This is a genomic window from Nocardia sp. GP40 (assembly GCF_050434125.1).
GTDB classification, from domain to species: Bacteria; Actinomycetota; Actinomycetes; order Mycobacteriales; family Mycobacteriaceae; genus Nocardia; species Nocardia albiluteola.
On record NZ_JBNPVW010000013.1, the window covers coordinates 159,187 to 173,583 of the forward strand.

Here is a 14,397-nt window from a genome sequence, read left to right on the forward strand (position 1 = left end):
CCCATGCTGATGCCTCGCAAGGTCAAGCACCGCAAGCAGCACCACCCGGGCCGCTCCGGCATGGCCAAGGGCGGCACCGCGGTGTCGTTCGGCGAGTACGGTATTCAGGCTCTCGAGCCTGCGTACGTCACCAACCGGCAGATCGAGTCGGCGCGTATCGCGATGACCCGCCACATCAAGCGTGGCGGCAAGATCTGGATCAACATCTACCCGGATCGTCCGCTGACCAAGAAGCCCGCCGAGACCCGCATGGGTTCCGGCAAGGGTTCGCCCGAGTGGTGGATCGCGAACGTCAAGCCCGGCCGGGTGATGTTCGAGATGAGTTACCCCAATGAGGAGACCGCTCGCGAGGCCCTGCGCCGCGCGATGCACAAGCTCCCCATGAAGTGCAGGATCGTGACCAGGGAGGAGCAGTTCTGATGGCTACCGGAACACCAGCCGCAGATCTGCGGGATCTGGACCAGGAAGCTCTCGTGGCCAAGCTGCGTGAGTCGAAGGAAGAGCTGTTCAACCTGCGCTTCCAGATGGCGACGGGTCAGATGACCAACAACCGTCGGCTGCGCGTGGTTCGTCACGAGATCGCGCGCATCTACACGGTCATGCGTGAGCGCGAGCTCGGTCTGACCACCGGTCCCAAGACTGAGGGAGACGCCGCATGAGCGACACCAAGGGCCCGGCCAAGACGCCGGCCAAGGAGACGGAGCGTGGCAGCCGCAAGGTTCGCGTCGGCTACGTCGTCTCGGACAAGATGAACAAGACGATCGTCGTCGAGCTGGAGGACCGTAACCGGCATCCGCTCTACGGCAAGATCATCCGCACCACCTCGAAGGTGAAGGCGCACGACGAGAACGAGATCGCCGGTGTCGGTGACCGCGTTCAGCTGATGGAGACCCGTCCGCTGTCGGCCACCAAGCGCTGGCGGCTGGTCGAGGTCCTGGAGCGGGCCAAGTAAGGTCCTCTCCCGGCCGAGAGTCGTAATACGAAGGCCCGCTTCCCGATTGGGAAGCGGGCCTTCGTCGTATCTGTGAGCTATTACCGCCGGCTCTCAGCGGGCGCTGTCGAGGCCAGAAGGGTGTTGATGATGTTCGACAGCATCGGAAGGGATTGATCCTGGCTGGGTGCGGTGATCCAATATGCGCCCTCACGGGGTGTAGCGTTCGAAGCTCGTCGGAAGCATCAGGGCGCTGCCGGTGACCGGCAGGCAGATATTGTTGTGGGATAACAGGTCTAGGATCTGGGAATCTGGGGAGTAATCCACGGATGTCAGCATTGTCCAGCGAATGTGCCTGGCCAGCAACGGAACTGACGTTCCTTGCGTGCGTAGTCTGCCGAGCGCTCGCTTGGCGAGTTGCATCGGCATGTGCACGATGCCCAGATGGCTTGTGACAGGCAGCATGACGTATCCGCCTCGTTCCTCAACCGGCAGATGGAGAGGGGAGCGCCTGTATGCCGTTGACAGTACTACCCAACGATCTTCGTGCGGATGTCGAGGTCTTGTGGGACTACAACCAGATGCACCATGAGGTCCGGCCTGTCGATGTCGGGATCGGACTCGGAAGTCACGATCTGGGGGTCGCGACCTACGCCGCGAATCTCTATGGGCAGTCGATGTTTCCGCTGATCGTCTTCACCGGGGCGAACGCGCCGACCACTGTTGAGCGGTTCCCACGTGGCGAAGCCGTGCACTATCGCGAGCATGCCATCGAACTCGGCGTGCCCGACACCTCGATCCTGGTCGAACCGTGGGCCACGAACACCGGGGACAACATCGACTTCACTCGTGCTCTGCTCGACGAGCAAGGGATACTGGGCTCGATACGGTCAGTGATGCTGATTTGCCGCCCCTATCAGGGGCGTCGCAGTTACGCGATCTGTCGGAAGAGATGGCCCGAAGTTGATGTCGTGTGCGCATCCCTCCCCCTGCCGCTGGATGTATACATCGACAGAATCGGCGATGTCCACCGAGTGATCACTATGCTCGTCGGCGACACTCAACGACTCTGGGTCTATCCGGCCAAGGGGTGGGCTATCGCGATGGAAGTGCCCGAGTCGGTGCGAAAGGCGTACATCCGACTTGTGGACGCAGGTTTCACGAGCCGCTTACTGCCCGAATGATTGCCGGTGATTTCTCCGGAGGTGGTGCGTAGATCGCATGATAGCTTGATCTTATGAGTAGTAGCGGGGGTAATCCGGATCTGTCTGTCGTGCCGGATGATGTTGCGGCGCTTGGCAAATACGCACATGATCTCGCCGACACTCTCCGGTCGGCGTTGGCGGACGCGGACCGTCAGGTGCGGGCGGTGGGCGAACAGAGCTGGATCGGAACGGCATCGACGAGCTTTGTCAACGGTTGGGGCGAGTGCCAGGACGGCGGACGGAAAATCATCGACGCACTGTCCACGATGGCTTCCTCGCTCGGGGTGACCGCACAGACCTACGCTAGCCAGGACAATCAGTTCGCCGCCGAGGTGTCAAGCTTGGATCTGCCGTGACCGTGCCATTCGACGTCGACCTCGATGAACTCGACGATCTGGTTGCGTGCCTGAAAAATCTGGCGGTGTTTATCACTGAGCACCTGGATGTCCTCGATCAGAAGACCGCAGCCGTACACACGGGTTCATGGTCCGGCGCGGCAGCAGACACGCATCGGCAGGCTCATCGCGAATGGTCCGCTGCAGCAAGAGAATTCAGAGACGGCATCGCAGCCATGAGCACAGCGGCGCGCGAGGCGCATGATCATTACAGCAGCGCCAAGAACACCAACAATTCAATGCTGCGCGGAGATTGAGGCCGATGTCGATCGATCCGCAGAAGTACTACGACGCGGCCATCGCCTGCCACCAGCTGGCGACTGACCTGGAGAAGCCGTACAACACACTGAAGGGCAGTCTCATCCGCCAGTGCGGAGGGATGGCCGGACATTACGATTCCGTGCAGGTGTGGGCGACCACGTACGACCAACACGCCCGCGATATTGTCAATTACACGGGACAGTACATGAGGGCCCTGCACAGCTTCGGCGACGTCCTGAATGCTGCCGGCTATAACTGGGCCACCGCGGACTGGAATGCGGATAAGAATCCGAACAAGGGCCCGGCCCCCACACCGAAGTCGGTCTATCAGCCGCAGATCACCGTTGAACAGACCACCCCGGCGTCGGCAAGTAACGGCACCGGGCTCGATACGAATATTCCTGGCCTGCTCGTTCAGATCGGGGTCCAGATCCCCGACGGCGACAGCGGGAAGCTGCAGACGGCATCGGGTGCGTGGACGACATTCGCGGGCGACGGCGCCGTCACCGGGGCAGCGGCTCGGCTCAGTAGCGCGTCCCAGCTGTTCGATGATATTCATACCGAGGACGCCGGTGTTATTCAGGAGCATCTCAATACCCTTCGCCAGGGCGCACAGATACTGCCCGACACCGCGGGTGAGATCGCCGCACCGGTCGGCGACCACGCCGCGGCGCTGTCCACACTGCGAGGCGGAGTCGACAACGCGCTGTCTGATGTCAAGACCGACCTGCTGATCGCGGTTGGATTCACCGCGATCGCCATGACGGTCGAACTGGTGGCCTCGGCCGGCCTGGCAGCACTCGGTCCCGACGAGGCAACCGCCGCGGTCGGCACCGCGTCCGGCGCGGCCGCGGTCACCCGGACCGCCAAGATCCTGCACGATCTCGTCGAGGCCAGTCGCCTGATGGTCGTGCTCGGCGCCGCGGGTAGCGCGTGTGTTGCGTTCCAGGCCGTCCCGGATCTCAGCAGCATCAAGCTGAAGATCGCCGCGGTCGCAGCGCTGACGATTCAGCTGATCGAAGATACCTCGCAGACCAGCGCAACAGCATACGACGATCTTCCCGCTGCTCCGGGTGTGCCGCTGGGTGGGTTGACTGACGAGTCGGAGACATACATCAGAGGCAAGCACGTTGAAGGTGGAAGCGAGGTTACCCCGGCAAAAAGCACATTTCTGCCGGGCGAAGACCTTGATGAGCTTGCCGAGGTGGCTGAGGGTGTCACAGCGCGCGGGCCTAATCAATATGGTAACTATGAGCGTGTGGTGAACTCCGACCGGGTGGTTGGTAACCAATCCGAGATGAATGGCGGAAAGCCGACCTCTCGGTATAAGGTAATTACGGATAAATGGGGTACTGTCGTGAATATGTTCCCGGACTAGGAGTAGTCTATGGCAATCGATATCATCATTCAAAATCAGGTTCACGGGAAGGTAGAGGTTATCTCAGGAGCTCCCGCTGTAACGTTGTCGGATATTGTTTTGCAGGCTCCTGTTGGGTCGATGTTGCGTGGCATTCACCAGTATGCAGATTCGATGTTCAACTCGTATCAGCTGCAGTTCTTTCTCGAGGAGTTGGCGGGCCTGCAGCCGAAGGACAGCAGAGAAGAAGAGTTGTTCTCCGTATTGCGGAGAGCTGCTGATGTTGCCATTCGAAACCATGGTTACCTCTGGTTTAGTGGGGACTAACCGCTCATGCAAGGAAGACGATCGTCGTCGAGCTGGAGGACCGTAACCGGCATCCGCTCTACGGCAAGATCATCCGCACCACCTCGAAGGTGAAGGCGCACGACGAGAACGAGATCGCCGGTGTCGGTGACCGCGTTCAGCTGATGGAGACCCGTCCGCTGTCGGCCACCAAGCGCTGGCGGCTGGTCGAGGTCCTGGAGCGGGCCAAGTAAGGTCCTCTCCCGGCCGAGAGTCGTAATACGAAGGCCCGCTTCCCGATTGGGAAGCGGGCCTTCGTCGTCAGCGCCGGCGACGTAACGCGCCGTTCGGCAGTCCGAGAGTCTATTCCTCCTCGGATGGCAATCCTTGACTCGCAAGTACTTGACGTACTTGACGTACGTAATCTTGTCGCTCAGTATTGATGTAGCGAATGGAGGTTGCTGATGTCCCCCCTGCACTACGACAGCTACACCGAGGCCCGCGCGCATTTCAAGGATCTGCTGGATGCCGCGGAGCAGGGGCGGGTGGCAACAGTTCGCCGCGACGGCGAGTATGCCGCCGTCGTAGATGCCGAACGCCTGCGGTACGCGCTTTCCAGGCTGTGCGCGTCGAGCGCCGAAGTGGTGAGCGAGGGTGGGGGGTGGTCCGTATTTCTGCGCGGACTCCCGATTGCTGCCGACGGTGCGACCTTCGACGAGGCGATCGACGAAATGATTGTGGCCTTGCGCGAGTATGCCGACGACTGGCAGGAGCGACTCCGCACGGCGCCGAATCATCGCGAGAATTGGGGGCTCGTGCAACTGATCTCTTTGAGTGATGATGGCCAGCTCCGCGACTGGTTGCTGGGGGAGGATCGGTGACTTGGCCGGAACCGACTCGCGAACGGCACGAACAGTTTTGCAAGGATGAAGGGTGGGCCCGAGTGCGAGATGCGCGAGGGCGCACTGGAACTCACCATGTGACATACGAATTCGGCCTCGCCGACGGACGAATCCTCCGTACCCGTATCTCTCATCCGGTCGACCGCACAGGCTACGGCGCCACCATCTGGGCGCATATCCTCCGCGATCAGCTCGAGGTGAGCGAGGAGGCCTTCTGGCGCTGCGTTCTCGAGGGAGTGTTGCCGCGTCGCGGGGTCGTCGAGCCGCCTCGTGAGTCGCTTCCGGCCGATCTGGTCCACCTGCTGATCCATCGAGTGGGCTTGGCAGACGAGGACGTCGGTCGTCTGACCAAGGAACAGGCCATTGCCCGTCTCCGGCAGTTCTGGACCGAGGGTACGTAGTTGCTGTCCGTTCCGCGCCTTCGCCGACATCTCGGGGGGCGTTCGCCTCGGCCATCCCATCGCATTCGGCTGCTGGGGAACTTGGACGTGAGCGTAGACGAAGGTGGCCAGGGCGCCCAGGAGCATGAGGGGGAAACCTACTGCGTACCAGTGCAATCGGATTGGCCGGGACCGATTGGCCGCCTGCGGAATGCCGACTGTCACTATGCCCCAGAGGAATACGCCGATCCAGGTGATGCAGAGCTGGGAGTAGGCAGTCTTGCCGCCGGTGGGGTACGCGGTCAGGTCGTCCATCTGCGCGCACATCGTGCATGCCCGATGGCACGCAACATGGTGCCACGATCTCTTCGACCCGGTCTCCTCGTTATTGCCGGGGTACCCTGCACCCGAAACGAGAGATGAGGTCGGTATGGCTGTGCCCGGATTTCCACCGAACACCCTCGACGAGGAGGGGTTGCCGCTGTGGATCAGCGGGCTGGTGGACGAGGATCCGAACTACAGCGTGCACGTTGTCCGCGGGCTCGACCCCGCGGATGCGCTGGAGGCGCTGGGGGCCAAGCCGCGGCTGTATCGGCCGTGGCAGCTGCCGGACACGCTGGACGATTGGACCTGGTTGTCTGCCGCGCCGCACGGCATCGACCTCGACGAATACTCGACGCTGCTGCTGGCCGGGCGCGTCGGTGAGTGGACGTTCGTCTACGACGACTTCATGGCGACGATGGACGACCAGACCCCAGTGCTGGCCGCCGCCGGCCGGGTCGCGGCGACCAGCACGATGTCCATCAATACCGACGCGAGCCTGACGTACTGCGTCGACGGGGAAAATCTCGCCTGGATCAACGTCGATGACCTCGAACTCGACCGGGGTCTGCCCGCCATGCCGGATGAATTGCGCGCAGCGTTCGAGGCGGCGGGCACCTTCGACCTCGATTATCTCGAGCCCGGGGAGGCCGATTACTCCATCGGCATGCGCGCGGTGAGCGCACTCGCCAACCTGCGCTGCACGCTCGCGGACCTCCGCGGAATCCCGCTGGTGATCACGCCTTTCGGCTGAGCCCGGCCCCGAGGCGCTACTCGAGTGTGACGCTGCTGATTCCGGCCGGCGGGGTGCGGCGCCGGTCAGCGGGTCTCGCCAATCGGCGGGCCAGATCGAGAGCAGCACGACGACGGCCATGACGAAATGGATTGGGGCGGAGATGCTGTCGGTGAGCTTGTCGTGGTTGATCTGATGGGTGACCGTGGCGCCGATCAGCGTCACCGCCACGATCAGCGCGCCCAGGAATCGTCCACTCGGGATCAGCAGCAGAATCCCCGCCGCGAGTTCGCCGGCGCCCACGACAATGGAGAACCAGGGCGGAAAGCCCCACTCGCGGAACCTCTCCGGGTACGACGGCCACCGGCCGACGTTGCGGGGATAGAACTTCAGCGGTGCCAAGATCGTGAATTCCAGACCCAGGATCCAGCACAGGGTCGTGAGCAGCCAGCGGGGTAGCAAGGTGTGCCATATTCGGTTGACAGTTTCGGGGCGTCGAATGTGACGGATCGCCTGGGGGAACCGAAAGTCCCAGCTCGCCGTAGTGGAATCCGGCGAGACTCTTGTTGGAGAGGGATGTTTCACATCCCGTTTTCCGAACCAAGTGTGTCCAGTAGTAGAAACTCTCGGTCCAGTCGAATACGCTTCGCGCGGAGAACCCGCCCATGGAGGGAAGAATTGAACACCCCGAGCATGCTCCAGCGAGGCAACGGGGGAACCGGAGACCGGCGAACGGTGCCCCTGACGCAGCTGATTCATCTGATGGCCGAGTATCAGAAACTGGGCGAACACCGCCAGACGTTTCTGACCGCATCTATGAGGGGCGATACGTTCGTGCGCGCCTGCGGGATGATCGCGGGCGGCTTGGCGATCGTGGCAGGTATCTGCGCTACGGCCGGCTGGTGGGGTGGCAGCGCGACGGTCGCCGCGTTCGCGGTGATTACCCTGCTGGCCGCGGGATTGCGGGGGAGGCTCACCGGCCACAGCCGCGGCGCGCGGCTCGACCTGTTCGACTACGGTCTCACGGTATTTCGCTCCGGCCAGGAAATCCGCGCCTTCCGCTGGGAAACCCTCGAGGTGCGCCAGGAGGTCGTCCCCTTCCACACCAGCGCGGCCCCGGTCACCGAATACTCGTTCGTGCTGACCGGCCCCGGCGGGATGCGCGAGGCCTTCGACGAGCACCAATTCGCCTCCGCCGGCGAATGGGGTCCGCTGATCCAATCCGCGGTCACCGCAACGCAACTGCCGGGTGCGGTCGCCGCGATCGACGCCGAGCTGACCGTGCACTTCGGTGAGGTCGCGGTCGATCTGCGCGAACTGGCCTTCGCGGGATCCAGTTATCCGTGGGAGCAGGTGCAGAAGATCGATTCCCAGGGCGGACTTGTCCGAATCAAATTCGACGGCCGCTGGATCTCGCTGACCCCGGTCGAATCCATCCCGAATTTCTACATTTTCAACGAGGTTATCGAGCGACTGCGTATTGCCGCCGCCGAAGAACTCGCCGGAGATGTTGCGTCGCAGTCCGTTCGGGACGAGTCCGGAACGGCGGTGAGCGCGGAATCGGAATCCGCTGCGTCGGCAGACGTGAAATTGCCGGAGTCCGAATCGAAGTCGGCCGCGGCGGAATCGGTTGCGGTCAGTGCGAAGTCGGCGCGGTCAGCCGCCGAGCCGGTGGAGCTCTCAGCGGCGGAGTCGTCCGGCACGGAGTCTGTGGCGGCCGAGTCGGCCGAGCCATCGGATACGGAATCGGTTGGGCTCGAATCGAAGTCGACCGTGTCTGAGGCGGTCGACCCGGAGCCGAAGCCGGACGCCGCCGAGTCGATCGAGCAGTCCTCCGGCAGCGACGCCCGCAGGGCGGCATCGGTCCGTCCGCAGACGATTGTCGCGGAGCCCGGCGAGCCGGTGCAGGCCGCGGCACACGATGACACTCCGGTACGTAAATCCAAGTCCGCCCGGCGGACACTCGCGGGCCGGCGCCGGTAGCGGCGGGCGGGCGGGAACCTCCGTGGTGGCGCGGGCGCGGCCCGCTGGGCTACGCTGAGCGACGATGACTACCGGGACGGCTTCATGCCACACACGGATCGGTGACCCGGTGCTCCGCTGAGCGCCATTCGGGCCGACACCGGCCCGTACCCGATTCACACCGAACCCAGCGCCCCCGCGCGCGCCCCACCTCCGTCGTGATGATCACTCGTTCGAAAGATCAACCACGACAGGAGAATTCATGTCCGCACGTTTCAATCACACCATCATCGCGTCGAAGGATCGCACCGAATCCGCGGCCTTCTACCGCGACATCTTCGAGTTCGCCGAGGCACCCTCGTGGGGAGTTTTCACCAACCTGCTCTGCGAGGACGGGGTCCTGCTGCAGTTCGCCGAACCACCGGTCGAGATCCAGATGCAGCACTACGCCTTCCTCGTCGACGACGAGCTGTTCGACCGCGCCTACGCCCGGCTGTGTGACCAGGGCATCGAGCACGCGGCCGACCCGTTCTTCAAGCGGCCGGGCACCACGAACACCGAGCACGGCGGGCGCGGGGTCTACTTCTTCGACCCCGCCGGGCACGGGATCGAGATGCTCACCAGGCCGTATCTCTGAGGCTCAGTACATCATCCGCGGGTCGAGGTAGTGCTTGAACTCGAGCAGATTGTTCGACGGGTCCCGGAGGACCATCGTGAGGTGCTCCTCCGCGCTGCCCCCGAACCGGGTCGAGACCTCGGCGAAGAACGGAAGCTTGCGCAGCTGCGCGAGGCGCAGCAGCCGGTCGAAGTCGCCTCGCTCGCGGAAGGTGACGCCGAAGTGACGCGGATACAGCTGCGGGTCCGCGTCGATCTTGTCCGACAGATGGCACACCACCTGATCGCCGAAGAAATCCAGCGTGATCCGATCGTCGTAGCGGCGGGCCAGTTTCACGCCGAGGCCGCTGACGTAGAACTCCTGCGCCTCGTCGAGATTCCGGACCGGGATGGCGAGATGGAAGGCGTCGCGCTGGTCACGCATGGGTGGGCAGCTCCTGGTCGACGGCGGGGAGGTCGGTACCGGTGAAATCGGTGAGGGTGTCCGCGCGCAGGCCCAGCCGCAGCGTCTCGAGCCCGATCACCTCATTCGAGTGGACATTGCCGAGGTTGGCGTGCGGTCCGATGCGCTGCAGCAGGTGCACCTGCAGTTCCTTGGTGGGCGCCTCGAACATGACCCGGGTCATGTCGATTCCGGAATCGGCGATCTCCTCGATCAGGCCGTACCGCAATTCGCCGTTGGGCCTGCAGATTCCGCTGCGGCCGCTCTCGCGCGCCTCGGCGATGACGAGCTGGGCGCCCGCCTCCAGATCCTGCTGGATGAATTCGATCCACCGATTCGGCGGCAGCCGCTCCGAGCGCGCCGGATCCTTGAATCCGACCTCGGAGATCACCGTGAACTCGCCGGCGAACCGGCGGATGTAGTGGGCCTTATCGTCGTTCGACAACGCGATGGCGCCGTTGGAGATCTCCACGGTCTGCGCCCCGGCCTCGTGACAGAACCGGCTCCACTCCTCGATCCGGTCGTTGAACAGGAACTTCTCGAAAAGTGTTCCGCCGAAGTAGAAGTCGATTCCGTTGCGGCGCAGCGCCGCGATCTTCTCGGGCAGTTTCGGGGTGGCCAGGCAGGTGCCCCAGCCGAATTTGACGACATCGATCAGATCGCCGTAGCTGTCGACGATGTCGGTGAAGTACGCGTTGGGTAGCCCGGGATCGATCACCATGGTCATGCCACGCCGACGCGGTTTCGCATCACGATCGGGCAGTCTCAACGCGGTGGTGTACATGGCATCTCCTCCACGGCCGTCTATCTGTTTATGACTGGGGTGCGCGCTCCCGTCGGAACCTCCGGACGAGGACGAACGGATCGGTGTGCAGCATGGGCCGCCCGGTCAGCCAGAGGCTGCCCGGGATGCGCCGCAGCACCTCGGTGGCCGCGATGGCCATCGTCAGCACGCAGATGTACAGCACGACCGTGCCCCACAGCAGGCCGAAGGCGCTCTGCAGGTCGGGAATCACCGGTGCGAGTATCTGCAGGGCGAGCGGGTGCACCAGGAACACACCGAACGAGCGGTCCGAACCCCACTTCACGATGCGCGCGGTGGCGTGGTCTTCGCGCCGATGAGCGGCCCACCAGCTACTGAGCGTGTACTGGGCGGCGATGATCAGCGTGTAGCAGACCAGCAGGTGCAGCATGAAGACGTTGCTGGCCTGCCAGGGCGCGAGCTCACGGAGCTGCCGGAAATAGATCAGCTCGGACACCACCGTCGCGAGCAGCCCGCCGCCGAGCAGCAGCGGCCCGAACCGGCGGATCGCCGCCGTCACCGACTCAATGTGCCACGCGGCCGCCGCGCCGAGCACGACGTAGAACTGGTACGGGAGCACCGTGGCGAACAGGTGATTCCAGATCCCCGCGGGCCGCCCGGTCTCCACCGGCGGATGGACCATCAGATACAGGGCGCCCACCTGCAGGGTCGCGCTCACCGCCAGCACCCAGCGATGATGCCCCCGCGTGGCCCGCAGCAGTTTCAGAATCAGCGGGAACAGCAGATACACCTGCATCGTCACCAGCAGGAAGTACAGCTGATACCAGGCGCCGCCGGTGGCGGTCTCGAACACCAGCCGCCACAGGGCCGATTTCATGCTCTCGCCCGGATGCAGCCCGGCGACGATCGAATACACCCAATAGAGCACCGACCAGGCCAGATACGGAATGCCCACGAGGGGGAAGCGTTTGCGCCAGAAGGCGCGCGTGTCCAGCGGCCGCTGCCCGTACTGATAGATCAGCACGAATCCGGTGAGCGCGAAGAACGCCTGCCGCGTGAAGTGCAGGATCACCGCCACGCCGTTGGCCGGGACGTTCCCCGGATCGAGCGAGTTGCCGACCACGTGGGCGCCGATGACGCAGGCGAAGGTGAGGATCCGGAACAGATCGATCTGGTGCAGATGTGCCCGCTTGGGCCGGGCGGCGGTACCGGTGCGAGTGGTGCGGGTGCCTTCGTCCGTGACTCTGGTGGGGCTTTCGACGGTGACGCTCATCAGACGACCGCAACTTGCAGACGGCTGCGCATGCGGTGCCGCTGCACCTTTCCGGTCGGCGCGCGCGGGAAGTCCTCGACGAGCACGATCTCGGCGGGCTGCTTGATTCGGGACAGCTCCATTTCACATCGCGTGCGCAGCTGGTCCAGCAGCTCGGTGTGGTCGTCCCAGCGGGCCGGGATGACGTGGGCGACCGGAACGCTGCCGAGAATCGGATCCACCCGGCCGACGACGACCACGTCCCGCACGCCGGGCTCGGCCTGCAGCACCTCCTCGATCTCCCGCGGATACAGCAGCTCGCCGCCGCGGTTGATCACGTCGTCACTGCGGCCGGCCAGGTAGACGAAACCCGCCTCGTCGATCCGGCCCATATCGCCGGTATCGAGCCAGCCCTGCACGTCGAAGCGCTCGGCGGCGCGGCCGCCCATGTACCCCGTGATGACCCCCGCGCCTCGAATATGCACCCTGCCCACGGTATCGCTTCTCACTACGCGGTTCTGGGCATCCCGGACTTGTAGTTCGATTCCGACCGGGCGACCGCACGAACCCGCAGGTGCGGGCTCCGCTAGGCCGGTGGCGGTGATCTGGCTGGCCGCCTCGGTCATGCCGTAGCTCTCCACGATCGGCACTCCGGTCGCGGCGGAGATGCGCTCGCGCACCGGGACGGGCAGCGGCGCGGAGGCCGAGCGGATGAAGCGCAGTTCCGGTGGCACGGTGGGTGCGGCCGCGCCGCCGGCGGTCAGCACGCCCAGGATGGCGGGCACGGCATTGAGCCAGGTGATTCGCTTCGCGGTGAGCAGCGGCCAGAATCCGGTCGCGTGGAATCGCTGGTCGAGGACCAGGCAGGCGCCCGCGCGCAGGGTGGCCAGCAGTGCGACGACCTCGGCGTTGATGTGGAACAGCGGCAGGCAGTTGTAGCCGCGGTCCTGGACGCCGAGCTTGTTGTGGTCGGCGATGGCCGTCGCGACGTGCAGCAGCTGGTCTTCGGTCAGCCGCATCGCCTTGGGCGCTCCGGTGGAACCCGAGGTCGCCAGCAGTACCGAGCCGCCTGGAGCGCGGTGTGCCGCATGAGGCGTGCCGGGCGTGGTGTGCGGCTCGGGGCTCGTCGGCAGCGCGAGGATGCCCAGGGCGCGGGCGAGGTCCGGACGGTCGCCGATGACGGCGGACGGGGAGATCGGCTCGAGCGTGCGGCGGCGTTCGGCCATCGGGGCGTGCGGGTCCACCGGGACCGCGCAGCGGCCGGCGGCGATGACCGAGAGATAGATGATCGCGAAGGTGAGCGGATCGGCGATGTCCAGCACGACGGCCGCGTCGGGCGGCGTCCGGGCGTCCAGGTAGGCGGTCCAGCGCGCGGACAGCATCGCCAGTGCTCCGTAGCTGACCCCGCGGTCACTGCGGGCATCCTCGAGGAACGTGCTCGTGGAACGTTGATCCGCATGGTCGGCGATCAGCGCGGCCACGGACGTCTCGGTTACCCGATCCTTGCTCTGCGTCATCTGCTTCCCTCGGTCAGCTGTCATCGAGCCATCGTTCCCACCGAGCCTGTGAGCCATATGTGAGCCATATGATCGGTTCCTCCGAATCGACTGTGCCGCTTGACAGCAACCCATCAACGGGCGTCGACGCCGGATCTTAGTGCGTCAACCCGCGGGTTAGGCCGTCATGACGGAAATCATCGGCCAGCTTGTCCGCGATCCAGCGGTGCCCCGCCGATGTGGGGTGCAGACGGTCCGACACTGTGGGGAATACCCAATGTGAGGTCAGGGGATCGAAGACATACACGTGGGGATCGGTGGCACGGGCCGCCGCGACGATCGTTTCGTCGGTGGCCCACGCCGCCGAGGAGGGCTGGCCCTTCGGGAAGACCGTCATCACGCCGAGCGCCGCGTCCGGGGCCTGGGTCTGGATCTCGCCGATGACCTTGTGCACGCTCGCGGCCAATTCGGCGGGGGGCATGCCGATGTCGTTGTAGCCGGACTGCACGATCACCATCGTCGGGTGGTGCTCGTGGAGCTGCAGCTTGGCCAGCAGCTTCAGCATCGGGCCCAGCCGGTGCTTGCCGAGGGCGATGTAGCCGGCGCCGGGATCCGCGCTGACCACCGATTGCCAGCCGAGCTGCTGAGCCAGCACCTGCGGCCAGGCGTCGTCGGGCTTGCTCGCGCCGACTCCGTCGCTGATCGATGCGCCGACGACCGCCAGGATCGGACGCTCGGCCGTCACCGTGTTGGGTGCACTCGTGGGGCCGGCGGCCGACGCGGCGTCCGGTCCGGTGGCACTCGCATGCTCGTGCTGGGCAACCAGGCCGACCAGCGACGCGCACGAGACTACTGCGGCGCAGACGCCGATCCTCCAGGCATGCTTCACGACGTCAGTGTTATCAGGACGACGGACTCGGTCAAGCAGGCGGGCCGGGTGAGCTGGGCCACGGCGGTTTTCGGGATCACCCGGTGATTTTCTCATCGGATGCGTGCTGTCGCATACCCCGTCACCTAATGGGCGCCGTCGGCGAAGCCGTCCGAAACCGCGCATGGCCGGAGCGAATGCGGAGGTACGCCAGTGAGCGCTGTCGGCG

The 14,397-nt window shown here is 64.6% G+C and carries 19 protein-coding genes and 2 pseudogenes; 14 read left to right on the top strand and 7 right to left on the bottom strand.

Going from position 1 to position 14,397, the window contains the following annotated elements:
- Window positions 1-3 precede the first annotated feature (3 nt).
- Genes rplP through rpsQ (ABH933_RS33155) form a run of 3 tightly spaced genes read left to right on the top strand, consistent with a single transcriptional unit; the run spans window position 4 to window position 952 of the window.
- Entirely contained in the window at window positions 4-420 is a 417-nt protein-coding gene (gene rplP / locus ABH933_RS33145) for a 50S ribosomal protein L16 (RefSeq protein WP_067819402.1), read from the top strand.
- A complete protein-coding gene (rpmC, locus tag ABH933_RS33150; protein WP_215923460.1) occupies window positions 420-659 on the top strand; it encodes a 50S ribosomal protein L29 in 240 nt (79 codons plus the stop codon). The genes rplP and rpmC overlap by 1 nt, the downstream gene beginning before the upstream one ends.
- Window positions 656-952, top strand: coding sequence for a 30S ribosomal protein S17 (gene rpsQ, locus ABH933_RS33155; protein ID WP_215923461.1), 297 nt, complete (start codon window positions 656-658; stop codon window positions 950-952). The genes rpmC and rpsQ (ABH933_RS33155) overlap by 4 nt, the downstream gene beginning before the upstream one ends.
- Before the next feature lie 189 nt (window positions 953-1,141).
- Here rpsQ (ABH933_RS33155) and ABH933_RS33160 read toward each other — a convergent pair whose 3' ends face one another.
- Window positions 1,142-1,396 carry a hypothetical protein gene (locus ABH933_RS33160; RefSeq protein WP_429421642.1) on the bottom strand — a complete coding sequence of 85 codons (255 nt, stop codon included), beginning with the start codon at window positions 1,394-1,396 and terminating at the stop codon, window positions 1,142-1,144.
- Between the two features lie 98 nt (window positions 1,397-1,494).
- Between ABH933_RS33160 and ABH933_RS33165 the strand changes: the two genes are divergently transcribed.
- From ABH933_RS33165 to ABH933_RS33205, 9 genes and pseudogenes are all read left to right on the top strand, one after another.
- Window positions 1,495-2,115 (top strand): YdcF family protein, encoded by a 621-nt coding sequence (locus ABH933_RS33165; RefSeq protein WP_429455195.1) that lies wholly within the window; start codon window positions 1,495-1,497, stop codon window positions 2,113-2,115.
- A gap of 53 nt (window positions 2,116-2,168) precedes the next feature.
- Entirely contained in the window at window positions 2,169-2,492 is a 324-nt protein-coding gene (locus tag ABH933_RS33170) for a WXG100 family type VII secretion target (RefSeq protein WP_429421646.1), read from the top strand.
- On the top strand, window positions 2,489-2,788 hold the full coding sequence (locus tag ABH933_RS33175; protein ID WP_429421648.1) for a WXG100 family type VII secretion target: 300 nt from the start codon (window positions 2,489-2,491) through the stop codon (window positions 2,786-2,788). The genes ABH933_RS33170 and ABH933_RS33175 overlap by 4 nt, the downstream gene beginning before the upstream one ends.
- 5 nt (window positions 2,789-2,793) lie before the next feature.
- Window positions 2,794-4,170 carry a hypothetical protein gene (locus tag ABH933_RS33180; protein WP_429421650.1) on the top strand — a complete coding sequence of 459 codons (1,377 nt, stop codon included), beginning with the start codon at window positions 2,794-2,796 and terminating at the stop codon, window positions 4,168-4,170.
- Between the two features lie 9 nt (window positions 4,171-4,179).
- Window positions 4,180-4,476 carry a hypothetical protein gene (locus ABH933_RS33185; RefSeq protein WP_429421651.1) on the top strand — a complete coding sequence of 99 codons (297 nt, stop codon included), beginning with the start codon at window positions 4,180-4,182 and terminating at the stop codon, window positions 4,474-4,476.
- Between the two features lie 14 nt (window positions 4,477-4,490).
- Window positions 4,491-4,688 (top strand): annotated as a pseudogene (gene rpsQ / locus ABH933_RS33190) (30S ribosomal protein S17); the annotation flags it as partial.
- A gap of 210 nt (window positions 4,689-4,898) precedes the next feature.
- On the top strand, window positions 4,899-5,315 hold the full coding sequence (locus ABH933_RS33195) for a prevent-host-death protein (protein WP_429421652.1): 417 nt from the start codon (window positions 4,899-4,901) through the stop codon (window positions 5,313-5,315).
- 98 nt (window positions 5,316-5,413) lie between these two features.
- The gene (locus ABH933_RS33200; protein WP_429421654.1) at window positions 5,414-5,737 is read left to right on the top strand and encodes a cytotoxic translational repressor of toxin-antitoxin stability system; all 324 of its coding nucleotides are present in this window, start codon (window positions 5,414-5,416) and stop codon (window positions 5,735-5,737) included.
- 409 nt (window positions 5,738-6,146) lie between these two features.
- A complete protein-coding gene (locus ABH933_RS33205; protein WP_429421656.1) occupies window positions 6,147-6,791 on the top strand; it encodes a DUF6461 domain-containing protein in 645 nt (214 codons plus the stop codon).
- A gap of 120 nt (window positions 6,792-6,911) precedes the next feature.
- On the opposite strand, the pseudogene ABH933_RS33210 reads toward ABH933_RS33205, so the two are convergent.
- A pseudogene (locus ABH933_RS33210) lies at window positions 6,912-7,529 on the bottom strand (DoxX family protein); the annotation flags it as partial.
- Between ABH933_RS33210 and ABH933_RS33215 the strand changes: the two are divergent.
- Together ABH933_RS33215 and ABH933_RS33220 are read left to right on the top strand one after the other, a co-directional pair.
- Window positions 7,506-8,753, top strand: coding sequence for a DUF6585 family protein (locus ABH933_RS33215; RefSeq protein WP_429421658.1), 1,248 nt, complete (start codon window positions 7,506-7,508; stop codon window positions 8,751-8,753). The pseudogene ABH933_RS33210 and the gene ABH933_RS33215 overlap by 24 nt on opposite strands.
- Window positions 8,754-8,994: 241 nt before the next feature.
- Window positions 8,995-9,369 (top strand): VOC family protein, encoded by a 375-nt coding sequence (locus ABH933_RS33220; protein WP_215923464.1) that lies wholly within the window; start codon window positions 8,995-8,997, stop codon window positions 9,367-9,369.
- A gap of 3 nt (window positions 9,370-9,372) precedes the next feature.
- Here the strand turns inward: ABH933_RS33220 and ABH933_RS33225 are convergent, their stop codons facing one another.
- From ABH933_RS33225 to ABH933_RS33245, 5 genes are all read right to left on the bottom strand, one after another.
- Entirely contained in the window at window positions 9,373-9,771 is a 399-nt protein-coding gene (locus ABH933_RS33225; RefSeq protein ID WP_429421661.1) for a VOC family protein, read from the bottom strand.
- A complete protein-coding gene (locus ABH933_RS33230; protein ID WP_429421663.1) occupies window positions 9,764-10,573 on the bottom strand; it encodes a phosphosulfolactate synthase in 810 nt (269 codons plus the stop codon). Before ABH933_RS33230 ends, ABH933_RS33225 begins: the two co-directional genes overlap by 8 nt.
- Before the next feature lie 28 nt (window positions 10,574-10,601).
- Complete coding sequence (locus ABH933_RS33235) at window positions 10,602-11,825, bottom strand: acyltransferase (protein ID WP_429421665.1); 1,224 nt, start codon at window positions 11,823-11,825, stop codon at window positions 10,602-10,604.
- Window positions 11,825-13,345: a class I adenylate-forming enzyme family protein gene (locus tag ABH933_RS33240; RefSeq protein WP_429421667.1), complete on the bottom strand. Its 1,521-nt coding sequence runs from the start codon at window positions 13,343-13,345 to the stop codon at window positions 11,825-11,827. Before ABH933_RS33240 ends, ABH933_RS33235 begins: the two co-directional genes overlap by 1 nt.
- A gap of 112 nt (window positions 13,346-13,457) precedes the next feature.
- Window positions 13,458-14,189 (bottom strand): SGNH/GDSL hydrolase family protein, encoded by a 732-nt coding sequence (locus ABH933_RS33245; RefSeq protein ID WP_429421669.1) that lies wholly within the window; start codon window positions 14,187-14,189, stop codon window positions 13,458-13,460.
- Window positions 14,190-14,397: the final 208 nt, after the last annotated feature.